The 20591-nt window shown below is 42.2% G+C and carries 16 protein-coding genes; 8 read left to right on the forward strand and 8 right to left on the reverse strand.

Going from position 1 to position 20591, the window contains the following annotated elements; genetic code table 11:
• Positions 1-161: 161 nt before the first annotated feature.
• Complete coding sequence (locus tag V7K27_RS12290; protein ID WP_334947477.1) at positions 162-293, reverse strand: hypothetical protein; 132 nt, start codon at positions 291-293, stop codon at positions 162-164.
• 553 nt (positions 294-846) lie between these two features.
• Between V7K27_RS12290 and V7K27_RS12295 the strand changes: the two genes are divergently transcribed.
• The 3 genes from V7K27_RS12295 (at position 847) to V7K27_RS12305 (ending at position 5118) form a co-directional block, all read left to right on the forward strand.
• On the forward strand, positions 847-1884 hold the full coding sequence (locus tag V7K27_RS12295; protein WP_334947479.1) for an aspartate-semialdehyde dehydrogenase: 1038 nt from the start codon (positions 847-849) through the stop codon (positions 1882-1884).
• A 296-nt stretch (positions 1885-2180) separates the two neighbouring features.
• Positions 2181-3065 (forward strand): 4-hydroxy-tetrahydrodipicolinate synthase, encoded by an 885-nt coding sequence (dapA, locus tag V7K27_RS12300; protein WP_334947481.1) that lies wholly within the window; start codon positions 2181-2183, stop codon positions 3063-3065.
• A 280-nt stretch (positions 3066-3345) separates the two neighbouring features.
• Positions 3346-5118 (forward strand): ribonuclease J, encoded by a 1773-nt coding sequence (locus V7K27_RS12305; protein WP_334947483.1) that lies wholly within the window; start codon positions 3346-3348, stop codon positions 5116-5118.
• A 152-nt stretch (positions 5119-5270) separates the two neighbouring features.
• Here the strand turns inward: V7K27_RS12305 and V7K27_RS12310 are convergent, their stop codons facing one another.
• Entirely contained in the window at positions 5271-6086 is an 816-nt protein-coding gene (locus V7K27_RS12310; RefSeq protein ID WP_334947485.1) for a lecithin retinol acyltransferase family protein, read from the reverse strand.
• Between the two features lie 923 nt (positions 6087-7009).
• Here V7K27_RS12310 and V7K27_RS12315 point away from each other — a divergent pair.
• The gene (locus tag V7K27_RS12315) at positions 7010-7387 is read left to right on the forward strand and encodes a Mo-dependent nitrogenase C-terminal domain-containing protein (protein ID WP_334947487.1); all 378 of its coding nucleotides are present in this window, start codon (positions 7010-7012) and stop codon (positions 7385-7387) included.
• A gap of 162 nt (positions 7388-7549) precedes the next feature.
• On the opposite strand, the gene V7K27_RS12320 is transcribed toward V7K27_RS12315, so the two are convergent.
• Positions 7550-9451: a caspase family protein gene (locus V7K27_RS12320; protein ID WP_334947489.1), complete on the reverse strand. Its 1902-nt coding sequence runs from the start codon at positions 9449-9451 to the stop codon at positions 7550-7552.
• A gap of 199 nt (positions 9452-9650) precedes the next feature.
• Here V7K27_RS12320 and V7K27_RS12325 point away from each other — a divergent pair, with 199 nt between their 5' ends.
• The 3 genes from V7K27_RS12325 to V7K27_RS12335 all read left to right on the forward strand — a co-directional run bounded on the left by V7K27_RS12325 (position 9651) and on the right by V7K27_RS12335 (position 11386).
• Positions 9651-10151 carry a hypothetical protein gene (locus V7K27_RS12325; protein WP_334947491.1) on the forward strand — a complete coding sequence of 167 codons (501 nt, stop codon included), beginning with the start codon at positions 9651-9653 and terminating at the stop codon, positions 10149-10151.
• 182 nt (positions 10152-10333) lie between these two features.
• Positions 10334-10507 carry a 50S ribosomal protein L32 gene (gene rpmF / locus V7K27_RS12330; RefSeq protein WP_094328804.1) on the forward strand — a complete coding sequence of 58 codons (174 nt, stop codon included), beginning with the start codon at positions 10334-10336 and terminating at the stop codon, positions 10505-10507.
• A 273-nt stretch (positions 10508-10780) separates the two neighbouring features.
• On the forward strand, positions 10781-11386 hold the full coding sequence (locus tag V7K27_RS12335; RefSeq protein WP_334947493.1) for a sulfite oxidase-like oxidoreductase: 606 nt from the start codon (positions 10781-10783) through the stop codon (positions 11384-11386).
• A gap of 80 nt (positions 11387-11466) precedes the next feature.
• Here V7K27_RS12335 and V7K27_RS12340 read toward each other — a convergent pair whose 3' ends face one another.
• From V7K27_RS12340 to V7K27_RS12350, 3 genes are all read right to left on the reverse strand, one after another.
• Positions 11467-12849 carry an aldehyde dehydrogenase gene (locus tag V7K27_RS12340; RefSeq protein ID WP_334947495.1) on the reverse strand — a complete coding sequence of 461 codons (1383 nt, stop codon included), beginning with the start codon at positions 12847-12849 and terminating at the stop codon, positions 11467-11469.
• A gap of 497 nt (positions 12850-13346) precedes the next feature.
• The gene (locus V7K27_RS12345) at positions 13347-14492 is read right to left on the reverse strand and encodes an ATP-binding response regulator (RefSeq protein ID WP_334947497.1); all 1146 of its coding nucleotides are present in this window, start codon (positions 14490-14492) and stop codon (positions 13347-13349) included.
• A 465-nt stretch (positions 14493-14957) separates the two neighbouring features.
• A complete protein-coding gene (locus V7K27_RS12350; protein ID WP_334947499.1) occupies positions 14958-15188 on the reverse strand; it encodes a hypothetical protein in 231 nt (76 codons plus the stop codon).
• A gap of 168 nt (positions 15189-15356) precedes the next feature.
• Here V7K27_RS12350 and V7K27_RS12355 point away from each other — a divergent pair, with 168 nt between their 5' ends.
• Positions 15357-17657, forward strand: coding sequence for an NACHT domain-containing protein (locus V7K27_RS12355; protein WP_334947501.1), 2301 nt, complete (start codon positions 15357-15359; stop codon positions 17655-17657).
• Between the two features lie 255 nt (positions 17658-17912).
• Here the strand turns inward: V7K27_RS12355 and V7K27_RS12360 are convergent, their stop codons facing one another.
• Positions 17913-18866: a transposase gene (locus tag V7K27_RS12360; protein ID WP_334947503.1), complete on the reverse strand. Its 954-nt coding sequence runs from the start codon at positions 18864-18866 to the stop codon at positions 17913-17915.
• 3 nt (positions 18867-18869) lie between these two features.
• Positions 18870-20585 (reverse strand): urease subunit alpha, encoded by a 1716-nt coding sequence (gene ureC / locus V7K27_RS12365; protein ID WP_334947504.1) that lies wholly within the window; start codon positions 20583-20585, stop codon positions 18870-18872.
• Between the last annotated feature and the right edge of the window lie 6 nt (positions 20586-20591).

Below are 20591 nucleotides of genomic sequence, written 5' to 3' on the forward strand. Positions count from 1 at the left end.
CTCTAGTTTTATGGTATTTTATACTCCGAGTACACACAAGACGCAATAAAATAATTGTTTGCGTTTATGGCTTGATGTCTCTTAAGGGCAATGGGAGCTTGCCAAAAGGTCTTATGACATCCAAAGATGGATAGATGTTTGTCCTGGGGCAAAGATCCAGTTTACTGCCAATGACCAAGGACTTGACATTTTACCTTCATCACAATTTGGTTAATGGGGCATTGGGCATTAGTTATTCTTTCTTCCCTCATCTCCCTCATCTCCCTCATCTCCCTCATCTCCCCATTCCCCATTCCCCACTCCCTCTGAAACTTAGGAATTAATTATTCACTAGGCTAATGCCGTGATATCCTGGTTCTCAGCGAGTGGTTAGTACCCCCAAGTTAAAGTTATAGTGTTGAGTCTAGCTATTATTAAGTTGTGGTACAAGAACGCATCTGTTGCCTAGACCCATAGCTGAGTTTTATGTTGTGCTGGTTTTATGCATTTCAATCCTAGTATATTCATCATCTTGGTAAACAACTTTGCAGCCAAGATGTTTGTTGCCTTACAGGTGGGATGCCTGTTAAACGTCTAAGTGCAGATATCTCTATTTTTCTGCTAAATGGCGATTTGTTGTATAATAATATATAGTTTAAATCGATGGAAAAATCAGATAGCCATTGTTGGAGAATGCAACATCACTTAACTTATTAAATAGTCAAGAAAATAAATGTATTAAATCTATAAAGATCGACTAAATTAGAGAAAAATCTAAATCTATTCAAAATGTATTTCCCGACTGCGATCGCTATTTAAATATAAGTAAATTGTCAATTGTTCCAAATCTTAAAGGAGGAAGCAAGTTTGTCGAAATCCTATCGTTTAGCTATTTTGGGAGCGACTGGTGCAGTTGGCACAGAGTTGCTGGAATTATTAGAAAGTCGTAATTTCCCTGTTGCTAATCTGAAGTTATTGGCATCAGAACGGAGTGTCGGGCGATCGCTGCGGTTTAAAGGAGAAAATATACCAGTAGAACCAGTGAGCGATCGCGCCTTTGAAAATGTCGATATAGTACTAGCTAGTGCCGGTGGTTCCACATCTAAAACTTGGGCAGCAATTGCCGTCAAAAAGGGCGCAGTGGTAATTGACAACTCCAGTGCCTTTCGGATGAACCCGGAAGTTCCCTTAGTAGTACCAGAAGTGAATCCACTAGCGGCAGCTAATCACCAAGGCATTATTGCTAACCCCAACTGCACAACAATTTTAATGGCTGTGGCAGTCTGGCCATTGCATAAAGTCAAACCCGTGCAACGTATTGTCGCCTCAACCTACCAATCTGCTAGTGGTGCTGGCGCCAGAGCAATGGCAGAAGTCAAAACCCAAACAAGCGCTATACTACAAGGACAGCCACCAATTGCCGAAATATTGCCTTACCCATTGGCATTTAATTTATTCCCCCATAACTCCCCATTAAACGATTTGGGTTATTGTGAGGAAGAAATGAAAATGGTCAACGAAACCCGAAAAATATTTGGCACGCAGCAAATCAGAATCACTGCGACCTGTATACGGGTTCCCGTACTCCGCGCCCACTCAGAAGCCATTAATTTAGAATTTGAGACTCCCTTTAGTGCAAAGGAAGCCAGAGAAATTTTAAATTCCTCTCCTGGAGTGAAATTGGTGGAAGATTGGGGAACTAATCATTTTCCGATGCCAATTGAAGCAACAGGTAAAGATGAAGTTTTGGTGGGAAGAATTCGTCAAGATATTTCTCATCCTTGTGGGTTGGAATTATGGTTGTGTGGCGACCAAATCCGCAAAGGCGCAGCATTGAATGCAATCCAAATCGCTGAGTTATTGGTAGAGAAAAATCTACTCAAACCATTAGCTATTAGTCATTAGTCATTGGTCATTAGTCATTGGTCATTAGTCATTAGTGAAAACCAAGGACAAAGGACAAACACAGAAGTCTAACATAAGGCTTCCTTAGATGGCTCCGCCAAAGCCAAAAACGAACAAAAGTTCTTGATCTTAAGGGAAAGGTTGCACGTAGCTTGCTTCCCCGAAGGAGTACGGGGACAAAGGACAAATGACAAATGACAAATGACAAATGACACTTGAAAGCAATTTGCAGATAGGTTATTACAATAGAAAACCACCAAGATACAAAAACATGGGTAATCAGGAGTGAAAAAAGGGTGGGAGATTTTGGTAATGTTTTAACCGCAATGATTACGCCGTTTAAACCAGATGGTAGTGTCAACTATGATGTAGCGGCAGAACTGGCGGCGCATCTAGCTAACAACGGTACAGATACATTGGTGATGTGCGGCACAACAGGAGAATCCCCGACGCTAAGTTGGGATGAGGAATACCAGTTGTTTGTCGAAGTATTGCAGTCCGTGGCAGGAAAAGCTAAGGTGATCGCAGGTTGTGGTTCAAATTCCACCAAAGAAGCGATCGCTGCCACCCAAAAAGCGTCTAAGATAGGAGTACATGGTTCCTTACAAGTTGTTCCTTATTACAACAAGCCGCCACAAGCGGGATTGGAAGCGCACTTTCAGGCAATAGCACAAGCCTGTCCCGACTTACCATTGTTGTTATACAATGTCCCCGGTCGTACCGGACAAAACCTTCAGCCAGAAACAGTTGCCCGGTTAGCTGAGGTTAGCAATATTGTCGGGATTAAAGAATCCACTGGTAGTATAGATCAGGCAAGCGAAATTCGTCGCTTGACACCAAAAGAATTCCACATCTATTCTGGTGATGATTACATGACTTTGCCCTTGTTAGCGATCGGGGCAAAGGGTGTGGTAAGTGTGGCTTCTCATCTGGTAGGAAACCAACTACAGCAGATGATCCAAGCTTTTAATGCGGGGAAAATCGAGGTAGCCAGCGACATTCATCTCCAACTCTTCCCGTTGTTTAAAGCTCTATTTCTCACTTCAAATCCCATTCCTGTGAAAAAAGCACTGAAACTTCAAGGTTGGGAGGTTGGTTCAACTCGTCCGCCGCTATGTGAAGCTGATTTAGAAGTCAGTCAAAAATTAGAAGCGGTTCTGAAAGAACTTAGTTTAATCTAGCCACCAACTAGTTAAGCGCTGGCGATCTGCTCATTGCCAAAGATACATATAAACAATGACCATAATTGTTCATAAGTTGCAATTTAAAAAACCTGTGCTAGGACTGATAGATATACTATGAATCCTTGAGTGTACAGTCGATTTTATTGAATAAAAAATTGAAGATATCAATTAAAACTTGATTGCTTTGGGACTGACTTAAGAGACAGCAGATGTTGTCTTAAATACAAGTTCGTTAACTATCAACTTAATTAACCACAAGTAACAATCTAAGGAGAAAATGGCTAAAAACGAAGCTAACAATTCCGCCTTGAAAATTATTCCTTTGGGCGGTTTGCATGAAATTGGGAAAAATACTTGTCTTTTCGAGTATGACGATGAAATTATTCTGTTAGATGCAGGATTGGCTTTTCCCACAGAGGCGATGCATGGAGTAAATATTGTTCTGCCAGACACGACCTATCTGCGGGAAAATCGCCACAAAATTAAAGGGATGATCGTTACTCATGGTCATGAAGACCATATTGGCGGGATTGCTTTTCATCTCAAGCAATTTGATATCCCCGTGATTTATGGACCCAGACTAGCAATGGCAATGCTAGAGGGTAAACTGGAAGAAGCGGGAGTGCGCGATCGCACGGAAATCAGAACTGTTCTACCCCGTGATGTCGTGCGGATTGGCAAAAACTTTTTGGTGGAATATATCCGTAATACCCACTCCATCGCTGATAGTTTCACTGTTGCGATTCAGACTCCCCTTGGTGTAGTCATTCACACAGGCGATTTCAAAATTGACCATACCCCAGTGGATGGGGAAAAGTTTGACTTGCAACGCCTAGCAGAACATGGTGAAAAAGGCGTTCTTTGCCTCCTAAGTGATTCCACTAACGCTGAGATTCCAGGATTTACACCTTCGGAACGTTCCGTTTATCCCAATCTGGAAAGAGTATTTAGTCAAGCCACTGGACGATTATTTGTCACTACCTTTGCTTCTAGCGTGCATCGCATCAACATGATTTTGGATATCGCCAAGAAGCAAAACCGTGTAGTGACGATTGTGGGGCGTTCCATGCTGAACTTGATTGCTCATGCCCGCAATTTAGGTTACATCAAGTGTGACGATAATCTGCTGCAACCATTGCACGCAGTCCGCAATCTACCTGATGATAAAGTTTTAATTTTAACTACAGGTTCTCAGGGTGAATTGATGGCAGCAATGACCCGCATAGCTAACAAAGAACATCCTCACATTAAAATCCGCCAAGGAGATACGGTAGTATTCTCTGCTAACCCAATTCCCGGAAATACGATCGCTGTAGTCAACACCATCGATAAGTTGATGATTCAGGGGGCGAAAGTAGTCTATGGTCGAGATAAAGGGATTCACGTCTCCGGTCACGGCTGTCAGGAAGAACAAAAGCTGATGATTGCCTTAACTCGACCCAAGTTCTTTGTGCCATTTCACGGCGAACATCGGATGCTGGTGAAGCATGCAGAAACGGCTCAGAGTATGGGCATTCCCGCCGAAAACATGATCATTATTCAAAATGGTGATGTTGTCGAACTGACTGAAGATTCCATTCGCGTCGCTGGTAAAGTGCCATCTGGTATCGAACTGGTGGATACTACTAGTTCGGGTATGGTAAGTTCCAAAGTTTTACAAGAACGGCAACGCATGGCTTCAGAAGGCATTATCACGATCGCAGCTGCCATTGATTGGAATGGTAAACTATTGGCAAAACCAGAAACTCACCTTCGGGGTGTAGTGACAAGTGTAGAGCGATCGCTCCTGCAAACCTGGGTAAAACAACGCATTGAAGAAATCCTCAGTGTGCGTTGGTCAGAATTCGCTGCTGGGGAAGGTGAAGCAGCAGATATAGATTGGGGTGGATTGCAAGGAACTTTAGAGCGAGAATTGCAACGTTCCATCCGCCGAGAATTGCAATGTCAGCCATCTGTGACTTTGTTGATGCAAATTCCTGATGAGCCGCCTGTAAAAGTTGCCGATGGTAGAAGACGCCGGACCCGAACTGCTGCTCAGGTAGCATCATAGGGAATTTAAGGTAAAAATCTCACGCAGAGGCGCAGAGACGCAGAATTTTTCTGAACGTCTTTGCGCTTTGGCGTGAGAGTTAGAGAAAAATCATTTACCTTGATAGAAGTTGAGTAGTGGGTATAACCAACTGTCTCTAAATTGGTGATTTATTATTCTGATATCCATTTCCAGAAACAATAAGCGCCATAACCAATTGCTGCGGCTGCAACTGCTGGTGCTGCAACTGTGATAGCTACACCTGCTGCCATACCACCGCCAACTGTCGCCCCAACAGCGGCTAACCCTGAAGTGATTCCAGCAGCACTCAGACCAGCAACGCTTCCAGCCGCTGCAACAGCACCAACGGCTCCCGCAGTACCAGCAGCAGCACCAACAGTTGTCATCGTTCTGCCAACAGCACGAGCTTCTCGCTCGTCGCTAGTAAGATTTTCGTTATCTTCTAAAACACTATTCATTACCAAGGTTGTTATAGCAGCAGGAGCCATACCAAGTGCGCCAATGCCCGCAACAGCCCCCCCACCAACAACTCCACCAATTGCAGCTAGACCTGACATAATCCCGGCTCCACTTAGCCCAGCCGCGGCTCCGGCAGCACTGACAACACCAATACTACCCGCAACTGCGGCTCCACTTACAGATGCTCCTCCTGTAGTTGCTCCAGCATTTTTGACTTGTTCGCTTGCGTGTATACCTGTCTTACACCATGTAGCAAAGTGTTCACAATTATTATCAAACAGATCATAGGCATTTTCCCCCAATCTACTCTCGGCGCGTTGAATTACAACGTGTGGTGAGTCACAATTACCATACTCTCTTACAAAAACCGTCCTTCCAGATACAAAAAAATCTCTAGAAACACGGGAAATGTTTTTTTGACTCTTTGTATACTCGATGACTGTACCATCACCACAGTCAATACCATGATGGCTGTAACCACCACAATTATAATAAACATGATCTCCCATTCTCATACTTTAGTCGCCTTTAATACTCAGTTTATGTTGACAGCAACCTAATTAGTAATTGCCTAAGATATTTATGGCACAATGTATCTCTGGATTACGACAGTGGTTAAACTGAGTTAGCTTAAAAAGCTTAAATAAATTTTTTATACATTTTCATGAAAAATTACTTAAGAAAGAAAATTTTTTAAATATTTCTTTGTAAATTACTGAGTCCAATTTTGAGCAAGCGATCGCACTGCCAAAATTGTTTGGAGGCGATCCCTATGACCAAAAAAACTCTGAGTATGCATATATAGGTATGGTCGAATATTGGATTGTTGACCCTTTGGAAAATGAAGTAACTCTGTGTTTGCTAAATCAGGGCAGTTGCAAACTGTGTTTATCAAAGACGAACGGATTGTTTCTCGAACGTTCCTAGAATTAACCCTGACAGCCCAGCAGGTGCTTTCAGCTTAAGGTTGTTTGACAGTGAGCAACTTATACCAATTACCTGTGAACATCAGGGCAAAGCCTTCTACGGCATTCAGCCACCAATGAACAGGACGCGGCGACGTGGGAAAGTGGGAATACAGAGAGGAAAAACGCCTACTAGGGTATTACCAATATTTATACTTAGCAAAAATACTTCCAGGAAGACCTTATATTAAGGTTTGTAAATGCTACACTAAAACCTACCCAATGACAGATGTCTTTACTAAAATCTTAAGTATGTCAAGATATGAACAAGATCGTAATATTACACTACCGATCCCCAGAAAATTGCGATTAACTTGACGTAGTAATAAATTAAGTTCTGACTTAAGTGGCCATTCAGGTATTATATTATATCGCAGTCAGGACGCGATTCTTCCGGTAAAGGTCGTCGCCACGTTGTATATATTCATCAAAAAGATGAATAGCCTTAATAACACGGAGGATTAACCATGAAGGTGTTCAACAATACTACAAAAAAGATTTTTCTGACAAGCTGGGTCTCAATCAATCAAGCAGAGACTAGTAACCATAAAGTAACCCAGCTAAACCGTTCTGTTTCCAAGTCTTACTGGGATATTCTCCAACCCTTACGGCATCGGGTAGATAGCATTCAAGTCCGCGATCGCCAAGTAGCTCACCGCTTGTGCAAACTGATTCCATCTCAGTGTCCCTTTGAGCGAGATGTCAAATTATTCGGGAAAACCCTGTTTCACATTCCGCCCATGTGCAAGCTCAACCCCTTATATGAAGAAGTGGTTGGTTTACGTTTCCGAGCAATGTGCTATCTAGCCGACGATTGTGGCGAAGATGTGTCGCAGTACTGCTAATACAGAGTGCTGAGGGAAAAGTTAGGAATGAGCAGTGATTAGTGAGTAATTAAAAATAAAACTCATAATTCATAATTCATAATTCATAACTCATAATTCATAACTCCTAACTCCCCACTCCCCACTCCCATTCGGCTACGCTCACGGCAAGCCCACTCCCCACTATTTTTTTTGCCATTTTTGGATAGCATCCTGAGCATCTTCGTAAGCGCCTGTCTCCTCTGGCACTAAAGCAGCCGTTGCAATTGCGCCATTACGTTCTCCTTCCGCAGCGCGACGCTTGGCCAAATCTAAAATTTTCTCACTCCAGTTATTGATCGATTTTTGGGCAGTATCGAAGCCTGGTTGACCTGCTGGTACTTTCTTAGCAACTTCGATCGCACGATTGTAGGTAGATGCCTGTCCAGACTTAATTAAGGCATTAGCTGCATCTAAAAGAGTTTTGTTACTCACATACTGCTTGCCCTCTAACCGCCACAGGTTAATTGCTGCTTGTGCTTTGGCATAGGGGTCTTCATCTTTGGTGATTAACCGTGCGGCAGCAATAGCGCTAGCATACTGTCTTTGTTTAGCACGACCTTCTGCTAAATCTAAAATCATTCGGCTCCAAATCTTAATATTCTCCTGAGCTTGTTCGTAAAGTGGTTCACCGGGTCTAATTTTCCGGGCTGTAGCGATCGCCAAGCCCAAATCGCTAGCCTGAGTTTGTCTGAGCGACATTTTCGCTAGGTCTAATACTGCTTGATTCCGCTTTTTTGACTCGGAACTAGAGGCTATTTGGGCGCTAGATTGGTTGTTGAGTCTAACTGGTGGAGTGCGTAGGCGTAGCCCGTCGTAGACATCGCTTGGTGAATTCTGAATAACCTGGCGATCGCTAGCAGTAGCATTAGGTGATGTGTTTGATATTTGCTTAATTCTAAAAGTTTCTTGATTACGGAGAAAAACTACGGCCATTAAACCTGCTACCAGCAAGCTACCTCCGCCCCATAAGATAAACTGTTTCCAAAAAGGGATGCTTGGCTGATTCGCTGGCAATCGAGAGACGTAGCCTTTGGAGGAATTGGGGATAAATCTTCCTCTCGTATTCACTCCTAAAGAAGTTTCCGCCATTGGCTGCGAAACTAAGCCGGTAGCTGACTCCTGGACTTTTTGACCCTTAGACTTCTCGACCTTGTGAGCCTTTACCTTTTGGGAGGAGTTCACACTAGTTTCTCCCCATCTCCCCCGATCTGCTGAAGTTCTAGGGTAATCGTCGAGGGGGGGAGCCGCAAGCGCAACAGCAAAGGATTCTTCGGGATAAATCACCGATTCTGGTTCAAAGTCGCTTTCCATTGCCAATTTTGGCAAGATTGCTTGCTGCCTTGATGGGATGATAGTGGCAGGATTTTGGACAGGATTCCAGTGGTGTTGACATAATTTTGGCATGAGCAGGCTTAGGTAGCTTTCTAAATCTGCCAAGTTGCTGCCATTGCCAGAACGCAAAGCTTCTAACAAAGCTGCTGTAAAGAATCCGTGACCTAATTCGCTACTTTCATGGGAAAATTGCTCTGGTTGGCAAGAAAGAATTGTCGCCAGTTGTAGTTCTTGGGCTAGTTCTATTGTTTCTTCACCAACGGGAGCATCCGCTTGAGTGCCAAAAGCGCGGTTGATATCGAGTAGTAGCAATACATTGAGGTCAGCAAGTTGCAGACTTTGCATTAGCGATCGCAATTCGATGCCAGTCTCTTGCACGAGTTCGGGGTTGCCCTCTGCTGGCATTAAGTAATCTTTGCCCTTATAGTTGACCCCATAACCGCTAAAGAATAACCACAGATAGTCTTCCGGTTGCCAACTTGTTGCTGCCAAATCCTCAAGCAGCAGCAGAATATTCTCCTTCGTCGGATAAGTTGACCTATCCCCAATCGGCGGCGAAGTATCTGTCATTAACAGACAGTGTTTAGGGACAAAACCTGCCTCTGTCACCAAAAAATCCTCTAGTGCCTCAGCATCTGCTTGGGCACAACTTAAAGGTTGAAATAACTGATATTGATTGATGCCAATCGCGATCGCCCAGTAGTTTGCCATCCCGCTCTTTGTCAGTTATTGTTTGCTGGTCTTAAAATTGCGGTTGGCTTTGCCAAAAAAACAAAGCTAACCTATGTCTTATAGTCTAGGTGATTCTCATCGAATCTTAAGTTAGAATGTAATTTTTATTACGTTGGTTTTTCGGAAAATACTTTCACCTAATTTCAATAACAGATCATCACTAAGGAGATAGAAGGTCATGAGCAAGATTTCTGCTCACCTACCATCATCGATCACTCCCTTTTCAGTTATTAGCCAAATTGCCAGAAGAATCCGGATAGTTCCTTTAGTAGTTTTGCTCATAGCTACCGTTCCTGCGTGGTTTTTAACGGAAGCGATCGCACCTCAGGTTGTGCGAGCTTACACCGCTAGAGTTGATCTAGCTATTGACCGCCTACCAGATGAAAACTACGAAACCGTTCTCAGCAGAGCGGAAGCAGCCGCAAGGGCAGCTGCTCAACGGAGTTTCGACCAAGATATCTTGGTGACAGATGTTTCAATCATTGTGTCCGTACAAAATTATGGATCGATCGCACCAGTTCTGACATTAGAAGTCAGTCGTCCAGAATGGCGATCGCGCCCTGATGCTCAAATTTGGGCTACTTACTTCAAAACTGCGCGATCGCTACTTTTCTTTGAAAAAGAGCCGACAACCTCTAATACAGTTCCAGCAGCTAGCACTCTGTCAACCCCAAAATAGCGGGTTTAGATTGATTGACATCCAAAGAAGTCCGTAGCTTGCTTCCCGCAGGGTGCGCCGGTGTCCCCACTTCAGTCTCAACCGATCAATTCAACTTACTTATTCCTAACTCAACTGTTGTCCTTAGCGTCAATGGATGGACTAGAATAAGAAGGTTGTCAAGAATCCCGATACCTGCTGACATGGCTGTTCCTAAGAAGAAAACTTCAAAATCAAAACGAGATAAACGTCGAGCTACCTGGAGGCATAAAGCCGTAGTCGAAGCTCAGAAAGCTCTCTCTTTGGGCAAGTCAATTTTGACTGGACGTTCTACATTTGTCTATCCAGCTGCTGAAGAAGAGGAAGAAGAATCATAATTTCCCAGTCAGGAAAAGCATGAACAGCACCAATAGATTTGATGGTCAAATTCACCAATCAAACTTATTACCACTGAATAAACGCTTTTTCTTAGCTTTCCTGATTGGATTATGAATAATAGATACTCTACACAAGCTCATTAGATCAAAAAAATTGGTAGTGAGTAATTGGGAACATCCATTACCCATTACCTATGATTTATGAGTAATCATATAAAGAGTATTTGCAAAAAAGCTTGTAAATATTTTGAGAAAACTTATTTTTCTCCAACTATGCTAGGAAAATTTTTTCAGAAACCAGGGAAGGAAGAGGGCGAACGCGTCCCTCCTGGTCAACACTTAGCTAAAGGTTTCCCCGTATTAACTTACGGTGCAACTCCCGAAGTTAGCACTGAGGAATGGGAGTTTCGAGTTTGGGGTTTGGCAAAACCTGCTACCTTTAGTTGGTCAGACTTTATGGAGCTACCTCAACACGAATTCACAGCCGACTTCCACTGTGTAACGCGCTGGTCTAAACTGGATGTCAAATGGACTGGCATTAAAGTGACAGATTTTATGGGTCTGATTGAACAAGACCCCAAAGTAGCCCACATTATGGAACACTGCTATGGCGGCTACACTACCAATATTTCTATAGAAGATTTTATGCGCGAAGAAAACTTCTTTGCTTTTAAAGTCTTTGGTGAACCCCTTCCATCTGAACATGGTGGGCCGATGCGGCTAGTTGTTCCCCACCTTTACGCTTGGAAAAGTGCTAAGTGGATTAATGGTTTAGAGTTTTTAGCTGGTGAAGAACTTGGTTTTTGGGAGCGCAATGGCTACCATCGCCGTGGTGAACCTTGGGCTGAGGAGCGTTATAGTAACGCTTTTGGGTTTTAGGAGAGACGCGATTAATCGCGTCTGTACAAGAGTTAAGAGTTGTAGATTTTTTATTTCTCACTCCTAACTCATAAATTTTTTTAACCCAAAAGTTTCTTGATTAGCGGCAATTTGCCCTCATAAGGAGCGTATCGCCATTTTAAATCCAGCCAGAATGAGTTTTTCAATACACTTTTTTCATGGGAAAAAGTTTCAAAACTAGCTTTGCCGTGATAGTTGCCAATACCGCTATCTCCCACCCCACCAAATGGTAAAGACGAAACACCAACTTGCATCACTGTATCGTTGATACAGACTCCACCAGAGGAAGTTTCCTGCAAAACTCGCTTTTGCAGGTTTTTGTTTTGAGAAAATAAATATAACGCCAAGGGTTTAGGTCTAGAGTTAATCAAGGCGATCGCTTCTGCAATGTCAGTATATTCAATGATGGGTAGAATGGGGCCAAAAATTTCTTCCTGCATTACAGAATCTTCCAAAGAGACATTATCAATCACTGTGGGGGCAATATAACGCTCTGAAGGTTGAGTTTTTCCACCAATGATAACTTCACCATCTTTGAGAAAGTTAACTAACCTGTCAAAGTGTTTTTGACTGATAATCCTGGCATAATCAGGACTGTTTACGGGATTATCGCCATAAAATTCTTTTAGGCATTTTTCCAAACCATCTATTAAATCTTTTTTGATTTTTTTATCAACTAAAAGATAGTCAGGGGCAATACAAGTTTGTCCAGCATTAATAAATTTGCCCCAAGTAATTCGTCTGATAGTGTGTTCAAGATTAATGTCAGTATCTACGATACAAGGACTTTTACCGCCCAATTCTAAAGTAACTGGTGTGAGATATTTTGCTGCTGCTGCCATGATGATTTTGCCGATGGCTGTGCCACCAGTAAAAAAGATATGGTCAAACTTTTCTGCCAGTAGTTTTTCACTTGCTTCCACGCCTCCTTCAACCACTGCAATATAAGCTGGATCAAAATGTTTGGCGACAATTTCGGCGATGATACCGGAAGTATGAGAAGCAATTTCTGAAGGTTTGATAATTGCACAATTCCCGGCTGCGATCGCACCTATTAACGGTGAGATAATTAACTGAAATGGATAGTTCCAAGGCCCAATAATTAAGACAACCCCTAACGGTTCTGGATAAATTCTCGCTGAGTAGGAAAAAAAATCAAGGGAAACGGCTGCTTTTTTGGGCTTACTCCAGGTATTGATATGTTTTATGGCGTAATCAATTTCCTTAATTACGCCGATTTCTGTAAGGTAAGTCTCCAATTCTGGTTTATGTAAATCCCCTTGTAATGCCTCGATTATTGACTGTTCATGCTCAATGATTGCTTGCTTGAGATTTTTAAGTTGTTCAATGCGAAAAGTGACATCTTTAGTTTTACCAGTTTGAAAAAACTCACGCTGATTCTGGATAATATCGCCAACCTTAGATAATTCAGTAGTGATCATTGTTTTTTCCTATCAAAAACTATTTATTCAATGCTAGCGCTGCTATATAGCGTTTCCTAATCACATAAGGTAGATCATAGCCCCCTCCTCGCGTGCCTACCGTATATACACAAGTCATCAAATTACTCAAAAATCTTGAAAAACCTCACCCTGGTTCTGCTACGCAAAACCTGTCCCTCTCCTTACTAAGGAGAGGGACAGATTTACCCTTGGGTAATCTTGGGTGAGGTTTTGATTTATGGGTTGAGAGTCAATTTGGATCAGGTTTTCCGACTTGTGTATACACCTTCGCGTGCGGGGAGGGGGTTGGGGGTGGGGTTCAGTACCTACTCAAGCCAGAACCGCTATATCAGCATATTTTATTCGTCAGATTTTAGTGTTTGATTTTCTAATTGAAATATTTACTTTAAATTCTTGGTAGATAGTAGTAAAGTTATAAATTATGAATTATCAGGGTAAAAAATTTGATGATTCATAATTTATAATTACTAATTTTCTCAGGTTTTGGTGGGTAGAAGCACACTAAATACACTACCTTTGCCCAACTCGGAATTAAGCAGAATAATGCCTTGATGCGCCTCGACAATTCGACGAGCAAGGTACAGTCCTAAACCGCTACCAGAACTCTTGTGGCTGCCTTGGCGAAATCGTTCAAAGATGGTGGCTTGTTCTTCAGGGGGAATACCTGGGCCGGTATCCGCTATTTCAATTTTAATGTAGTCAACAGAATTGGATCTTTCAGAAAACTGAGATTGGCTACTTTTGTCGAACTGGCTTTGAGAAGTAAAACGAATAGTCACAGACCCAGAATCGGTAAATTTGATCGCATTCCCGATCAGATTAGTGAATAGACGATGCAATTCTAAGCGATCGCCCATCACTGTATTTGTGCTTGACTCCGAAGTTTTATCTAGATTAATCGACAGTGCTTTTTCTTGAGCTAGGGGTGCTAATTCTCCATTCACCTCCTCTAGCAATCTGTCCAAATTAACCGGTTGAAATGCCAAAGTTTTGCGGCCTGCTTCAAAGCGATAAACTTCCAATAAGGTATTGACCATAGAAAGCAGGTTGATATTGCTACGGGCCATGATGGCGATTACTTCCTGCATTTGCGGTGATAATGTTCCCAACGCACCTTGCTGAAATAGCATCAACATACGATCGGCGGCTACTAAGGGAGTGCGTAAGTCGTGGGTGAGGCGGGAGACAAAATCTTCTCGCTGGCGGGCAATTTCATCACGTTCATCCATACTATTCTTCAAACGTAGGAGCGATCGCACTCGTGCCAGCAATTCATCTACTGTTACAGGTTTGCGGATAAAATCATCAGCACCCAAATCTAATCCGTGGGCGACGTTGGGCGCATCGTGGGCAGTGATCAGCAATATGGGGATGTATTGCGGCAATTTCATCTCTCCACGAATATACTTAGTAACTTCGTACCCATCCATACCTGGCATCATTAGATCCAGCAGAACCAAATCACAAGGAGAAGCTTTCAATTCTGCCAAGGCGGAAATCCCATTTTCGGCGGTGCTAATCGTGTAACCTTCTTCCTCCAAAATAGTTTTGATCAAAAACACGTTATCAGGAGAGTCATCGACAACAAGAATTTTGTCAGAGCGAGAAGATTGTGAAGTCATATAGATGCAAGGTATGGGGTAAAAGTAAATTTTTCTAAGACTAGTTGTATTTGTAACAATTTATCTAACAAGTTTTTAGTAAGCCTCCCTACCTAAGAAGTATTTTTTACTAGTAATTTCGTATTCACTGGAGTTGAGAATTTGCTGCTAAGTTAAATTAGCCTGGGTTTTTTGCTAAAAAATAACTCACTAATTAAATTATGGCTGGTAAAATTTTAGCTTTGAAAACAGCAAATTGTGGAATGACTTATGTAGCCTTTGATGTATCGGTTTCGGTAGTGAACTAGAGATATAATTGCGTAGGCGATCGCCCAAAAATAAGAGTACCTTCTGAGTTTCTTAGGGCAACATACTTCTTATGGTAGAGTGAACTTTTCCGTATGTAGGATAATTATTGTTGAGCATTTTGCACAATTTGTTTTCAAAATAAAAGCATAGAGGAAAGTGTTGCCTCCTCCACCGAAACTAGCCATATGTGTGTGAATCGTTCTCTTTTGCTGGCTTCAGCAGAGATTTTAGAGATGTTTTGAGCAAAATCCAATCAAGATAGAGTACAAGAATCTGCATTTTCAGAAAGTGGTTGAGGCGTTGGAAGCTTTCATCCCTCAGCAGCCATGCCCAGATTTTTTTCAGCAGTAGCACTAGGATAACTTCAATAGATTTCTTGACAATCAGAGTAATTAATATTTCTAACATTGCGATCGCCTCAGTTACTTGACTGAGTTCAATGTCGCAATTTTGTTTTGTAGTTATTTATTTGACTTGTAGTGACTTAGATTGACTTGTCTTGACATATCTTTACTAGCCGCCAATCTCTGCAAACGCAAGCTAGACTGAACTTTAAGGCGATTTCACACTAAGTATATGTCGTTACCAAGAGACTTCCTGACACAACTAGAGCAATACAGCGAATTGTCAAACCGAGAAAAGGCAGTCTTTTTGGAAATCTTTGGTAATGGCAAGAGTCGAGTTCAAGTTACACAAGCGCTCAACATCTCTAACAGCAATCTCAGTAGTTGTCTAACAGGGATTTACAAGAAATTCCGTATCAATGGCAGTGGGCCTGTGAAAGAAAGCCGCTTGCGAGAGTATCTCGAAAAGCGATATTCACAGCAGAAACCTGCTGGTAACTTAATAGCTGAGGTTTCAGAAAATGATATTGATGCTCTAGTTCAAGAAATCCGCGAAAAGGTTAAACCCAGCATTAAAGAAAAATGTGGAACCATGCGCGTGCTGGATATGCCTCAGCCGATTGAGTTAACTGGAGAGCGAGGTATCTATACCAACGTCAACATTCTAGAGAAAATTACAGGACGCAGGCGACTAGATATCCCTGAACTGTTGCAAAACTGTAATCCAGAACACTTTGATCACTTTGGACTCAGCCGAGTAACAGAGAAGCGAATATCGGGGCTGGAAGTGGTGCAACGCTACAATAAGCTGATGGTTTTGGGAAAACCCGGAGCAGGTAAGACCACATTTTTGAAGTATTTGGCGATGCAGTGCATTGAGGGAGAGTATTTAACAAACCGAGTTCCCTTATTTATCACCCTTAAGAATTTCGCAGAAGCACCCAAACAGCCAGATGTGTTGAAATATGTTGCTCAACAATTGTCAGGTTTTGGAGTGAAGAATGCCAGCTTCAAAGCAGACAAACTATTGAGACAAGGTAAGGCATTGATTTTGCTAGATGGTTTGGATGAAGTGCGCGAAGAGGATACGAAGCGTGTCTTACGGCAAATTCTATATCTGTCTGATAACTTTCATACCAATCAGTTCATAATGACGTGTCGAATTGCTGCCAAAGAATACACTTTTGAACGGTTTACAGAAGTGGAAATGGCGGATTTTGACCAAGAACAAATTGCCATTTTTGCCCAAAACTGGTTCCGATTAAGTGATCCGGTGAAAGGCAAACGTTTTATCCAAAAACTCAAGGATAACGAACCGATTCAAGAACTGGCAACCAACCCTTTATTGTTAACGCTACTGTGTTTGGTGTTTGGTGAAAGTGCAGATTTTCCAGCAAATCGTTCAGAACTTTATAAAGAAGGATTAGATGTGTTGCTCAAAAAATGGGACGCTAAACGCAATATTGAGCGTGATCAAATTTATAAAAACTTGTCATTACAGCGTAAGGAAGACTTACTGAGCCATATTGCCCTGACTACTTTTGAGCAAAAGGACTATTTCTTTAAGCAAAGAATGGTTGAGACGTATATTGCTGATTTCATTCAAAATTTACGTGATGTCAATTCCGAACCTGAAGTTTTGAAACTTGACAGCAAAGCCGTTTTGGAGTCGATTGAAGCACAACATGGGCTACTGGTAGAACGAGCAAAAGGCATCTATTCATTTTCGCACCTGACGTTTCAGGAGTATTTTGCTGCCAGAGAAATTGTAGAAATACGAGATATCAATGCTATACAAAAGTTAGCAGAACATATTACTGAAACACGCTGGCGCGAGGTGTTTTTACTAACTACAGGCATGATGCGTAAAGCTGATGATTTAGTACGCTTTATGAAGCAAAAAGTTGATAGTTTATTATGTGCAGATGAGAAGCTAAAAAATTTTTTGAATTGGGCAAATGAAAAAGCTCTATGTATTCATGCTGGATATAAACCAGCAGCAATTAGAGCAGTTTATTTTGCTATCGATTTTTCTTTAGACTTTAACATAACCCATAATAATATTGTCTCAAATTTGGATTTAGGGCGAAGCATAGATACAGTCCTTGATAGTCATATAGCAAATGATTTTAGGCTCGGCCTTGAGCAGAATCTGGCTATTGATCTTGACCTTGCTGTAACACTATCTGATTATGAATTCGACAACTTATCTATTACTTTTGAACTAACGCATAATTTGGAATTCAGAAATATATTAGAACAGCTTAGGGAGCAAAGACATACAAATGATAAACATCATCAGTCAGAGCAGTCTTACCAAACGCATGATCAGGCTTGGCATGAGCAACTAAGAATTATGATGATTAAGTATCGTAATATTGGAAAACATTGGCAATTCAACGACTCACAAAATAAAATTTTACAGCAGTATTACGATGCCAATGTATTACTGGTAAATTGCCTGAATAGTGATTGTTATATAAGCCGCGAAGTCAGGCAAGAAATTGAGGATACTTTGCTTTTATCTAAGTAAGTGGGTGGGAAAATTTACAAGTACGTAACTAAATGTAAAATTAGCACATACCTTACAAATACGTTATTTCACCGTTTTTACAAAACTAAACATATATCGATTTTATCGTGCCTACCTACTTATAAGGTAATTAAAAATTAAAAAGATGCAACATTTAACTATTTGATCGGAACTCCAAGACAGAAAATCGATGAGGGCAACTTTACTTTTATCTTTAAGAGCGATATCTGGCAATGAGCCGCTCTATGCCTAGACTTATTCCCCAGAGGTGAGACTATCTAAAACTTGCTGAAATTCTGCTATGGAAGGAATTGCGATCGCTCTTTTATGAAGTATTTTGAGTACAGATGGTTCTTCTATCTTATTGATAACTTCGACAATAGAGCTTGGCACTTCTCCAAACCTTGTTTCTAGAACTGTAATTATGCTTTCTCTAGCATTTTCGACAATTCCTTCTTCTTTTGCTAGCCTTTCAATACTAGTTACGTACCGCATTCTATCTGTCTCCTCGTAACTTCTCACTTCCGTTTTAAAACTAAATGCTAATTCTTTTGGTAAAACCATTATCCAGTCGATAAACCGAAATAGTTCCCGAATATCTTCCCGGCTATATCCGCGTTCATATAGCCGTCTGACTAGGCTTAGTTTCCACTGTAGCCGATTTTCTGGGTTTCGTTGCGTTGCCTTGGTCTTGAGATGCGCCATCACAATTACACCAAAAGGGTTGGTTGTTCGCTCTAGGGTTTCCCACCTTTGCTCGTAGTCCAACAGTTTCGCCACAGGAAACTCTAAGCTGACGCGACATCCACCCAGTTGATAGCTGTAGCTGGAAGGTCGCCAATTCGCTTGTTCATCTGCTAAAACTGCTAGACTAATAACTCGCTTTTTATGGCGGTCAAACAAACGGTAATTATATGTGTACATCCGTTCGGCAAATTGGCTGTCATATTGCCCTTGGACTTCCACATGAACCAATACCCAAGCTTCCTCTCCATCCAGTAACCAAACTTTTGCGACTTTATCGACTAAACGCCGCCCAATTTCTGCATCCGGTTCTAGCTGTTGCAGTTCTGTGTCTAGAAATTCATAAGGTCGCGTCCAGTCGATTTCGGCATAAGCTTGAGTGAAAAAGAATTCCAGAAAGCGGGGAAAATATAGCTCAATGACTTCTTTCCAAGGACTATCATAATCAGTAAGTTGCTCACTCATGAATTAAAACAAAAAGTACCTCTGTGCCATTGGTAAAACTGTCGCCGGTTCACAAATCAGCAACTCACCATCTGCCCTGACTTCATAGGTTTCTGGATCTACTTCAATGTGGGGTAGTGCATCATTCAGCTTCATATCCCGCTTACTCAATTGGCGTGTCCCAGAAACTGCAACTGCTGCCTTTTGTAAACCTAGCTGGCTGGGAATTTCTTTCTCTAAAGCTGCTTGCGAAACAAAAGTTAATGATGTGGCATGACGGGCACCAGCAAAACTACCAAACATTGGTCGCATATACACTGGTTGCGGTGTAGGAATACTGGCGTTAGCATCGCCCATTTGCGCCCATGCAATCATTCCACCTTTAATCACTATCTCTGGTTTCACGCCAAAAAACGCCGATCGCCACAAACATAAATCTGCTAATTTTCCCTCTTCCACTGAACCCACATATTGAGCAATTCCGTGAGCGATCGCTGGATTAATCGTATACTTAGCAACATATCTTTTTGCCCGAAAATTATCTGCTTTTTGCTCAGTTCCTTGTGGGTTAAGAGTTCCTCGTTGCACCTTCATTTTGTGAGATGTCTGCCAGGTGCGAATTATCACTTCGCCTACCCTTCCCATTGCCTGGGAGTCGGAAGAAATCATGCTAAATGCGCCTAAGTCGTGTAAAATGTCTTCGGCGGCAATGGTTTCTCGACGAATGCGAGACTCGGCAAAAGCGACATCTTCAGCGATCGCAGGATCAAGATGATGACATACCATCAACATATCCAGGTGTTCATCTAAAGTGTTGACGGTGTAAGGACGTGTGGGATTGGTGGAAGATGGCAGAACATTGGCTTGTCCACAAACTTTGATAATATCTGGTGCGTGTCCGCCGCCTGCGCCTTCAGTGTGGTAGGTGTGGATGGTACGATTCTTGAAAGCTGCGATCGTATCTTCGACAAATCCGGCTTCGTTCAGGGTATCAGTATGAATCGCTACTTGTACATCATAGTCATCGGCAACACTGAGGCAGGTATCAATTGCTGCGGGTGTGGTTCCCCAGTCTTCATGTAGTTTTAACCCCATTGCACCGGCGGCTACTTGTTCTACAAGTCCTTGGGGTTGACTGGCATTACCTTTACCCAAAAATCCTAAGTTGACGGGAAAAGCATCAGCAGCTTGCAGCATTCGGTAAATGTTCCAAGGTCCGGGGGTGCAGGTAGTGGCATTTGTACCTGTGGCGGGGCCAGTACCGCCACCGATCATAGTGGTAATCCCAGAAGCGATCGCCACTTCAATTTGTTGGGGACAAATAAAATGAATATGGGCATCGATACCGCCAGCAGTGAGGATCATTCCTTCACCTGCTAAGGCTTCGGTTCCGGGGCCGATAATAATATCTACATTATTTTGAATATAAGGATTTCCGGCTTTACCAATTTTGAAAATCTTGCCATCTTTAATGCCGATATCCGCTTTGACAATACCCCACCAATCGAGAATTAAGGCATTAGTAATTACTAAATCAACAGCACCATCGGCGTTAGAAATGGGTGATTGTCCCATCCCGTCTCGGATAACTTTACCACCGCCGAATTTCACTTCATCGCCGTAGGTAGTGAAATCTTGTTCAACTTCAATAAATAATTCTGTGTCTGCAAGTCGGATGCGATCGCCTACTGTTGGTCCATAGGTTTCGGCGTAGGCGCGGCGATCCATTCTGTAAGGCATAATGCT

The sequence above is a fragment of the Nostoc sp. genome (genome assembly GCF_036919575.1).
In the GTDB taxonomy this organism is placed as follows: domain Bacteria; phylum Cyanobacteriota; class Cyanobacteriia; order Cyanobacteriales; family Nostocaceae; genus Nostoc.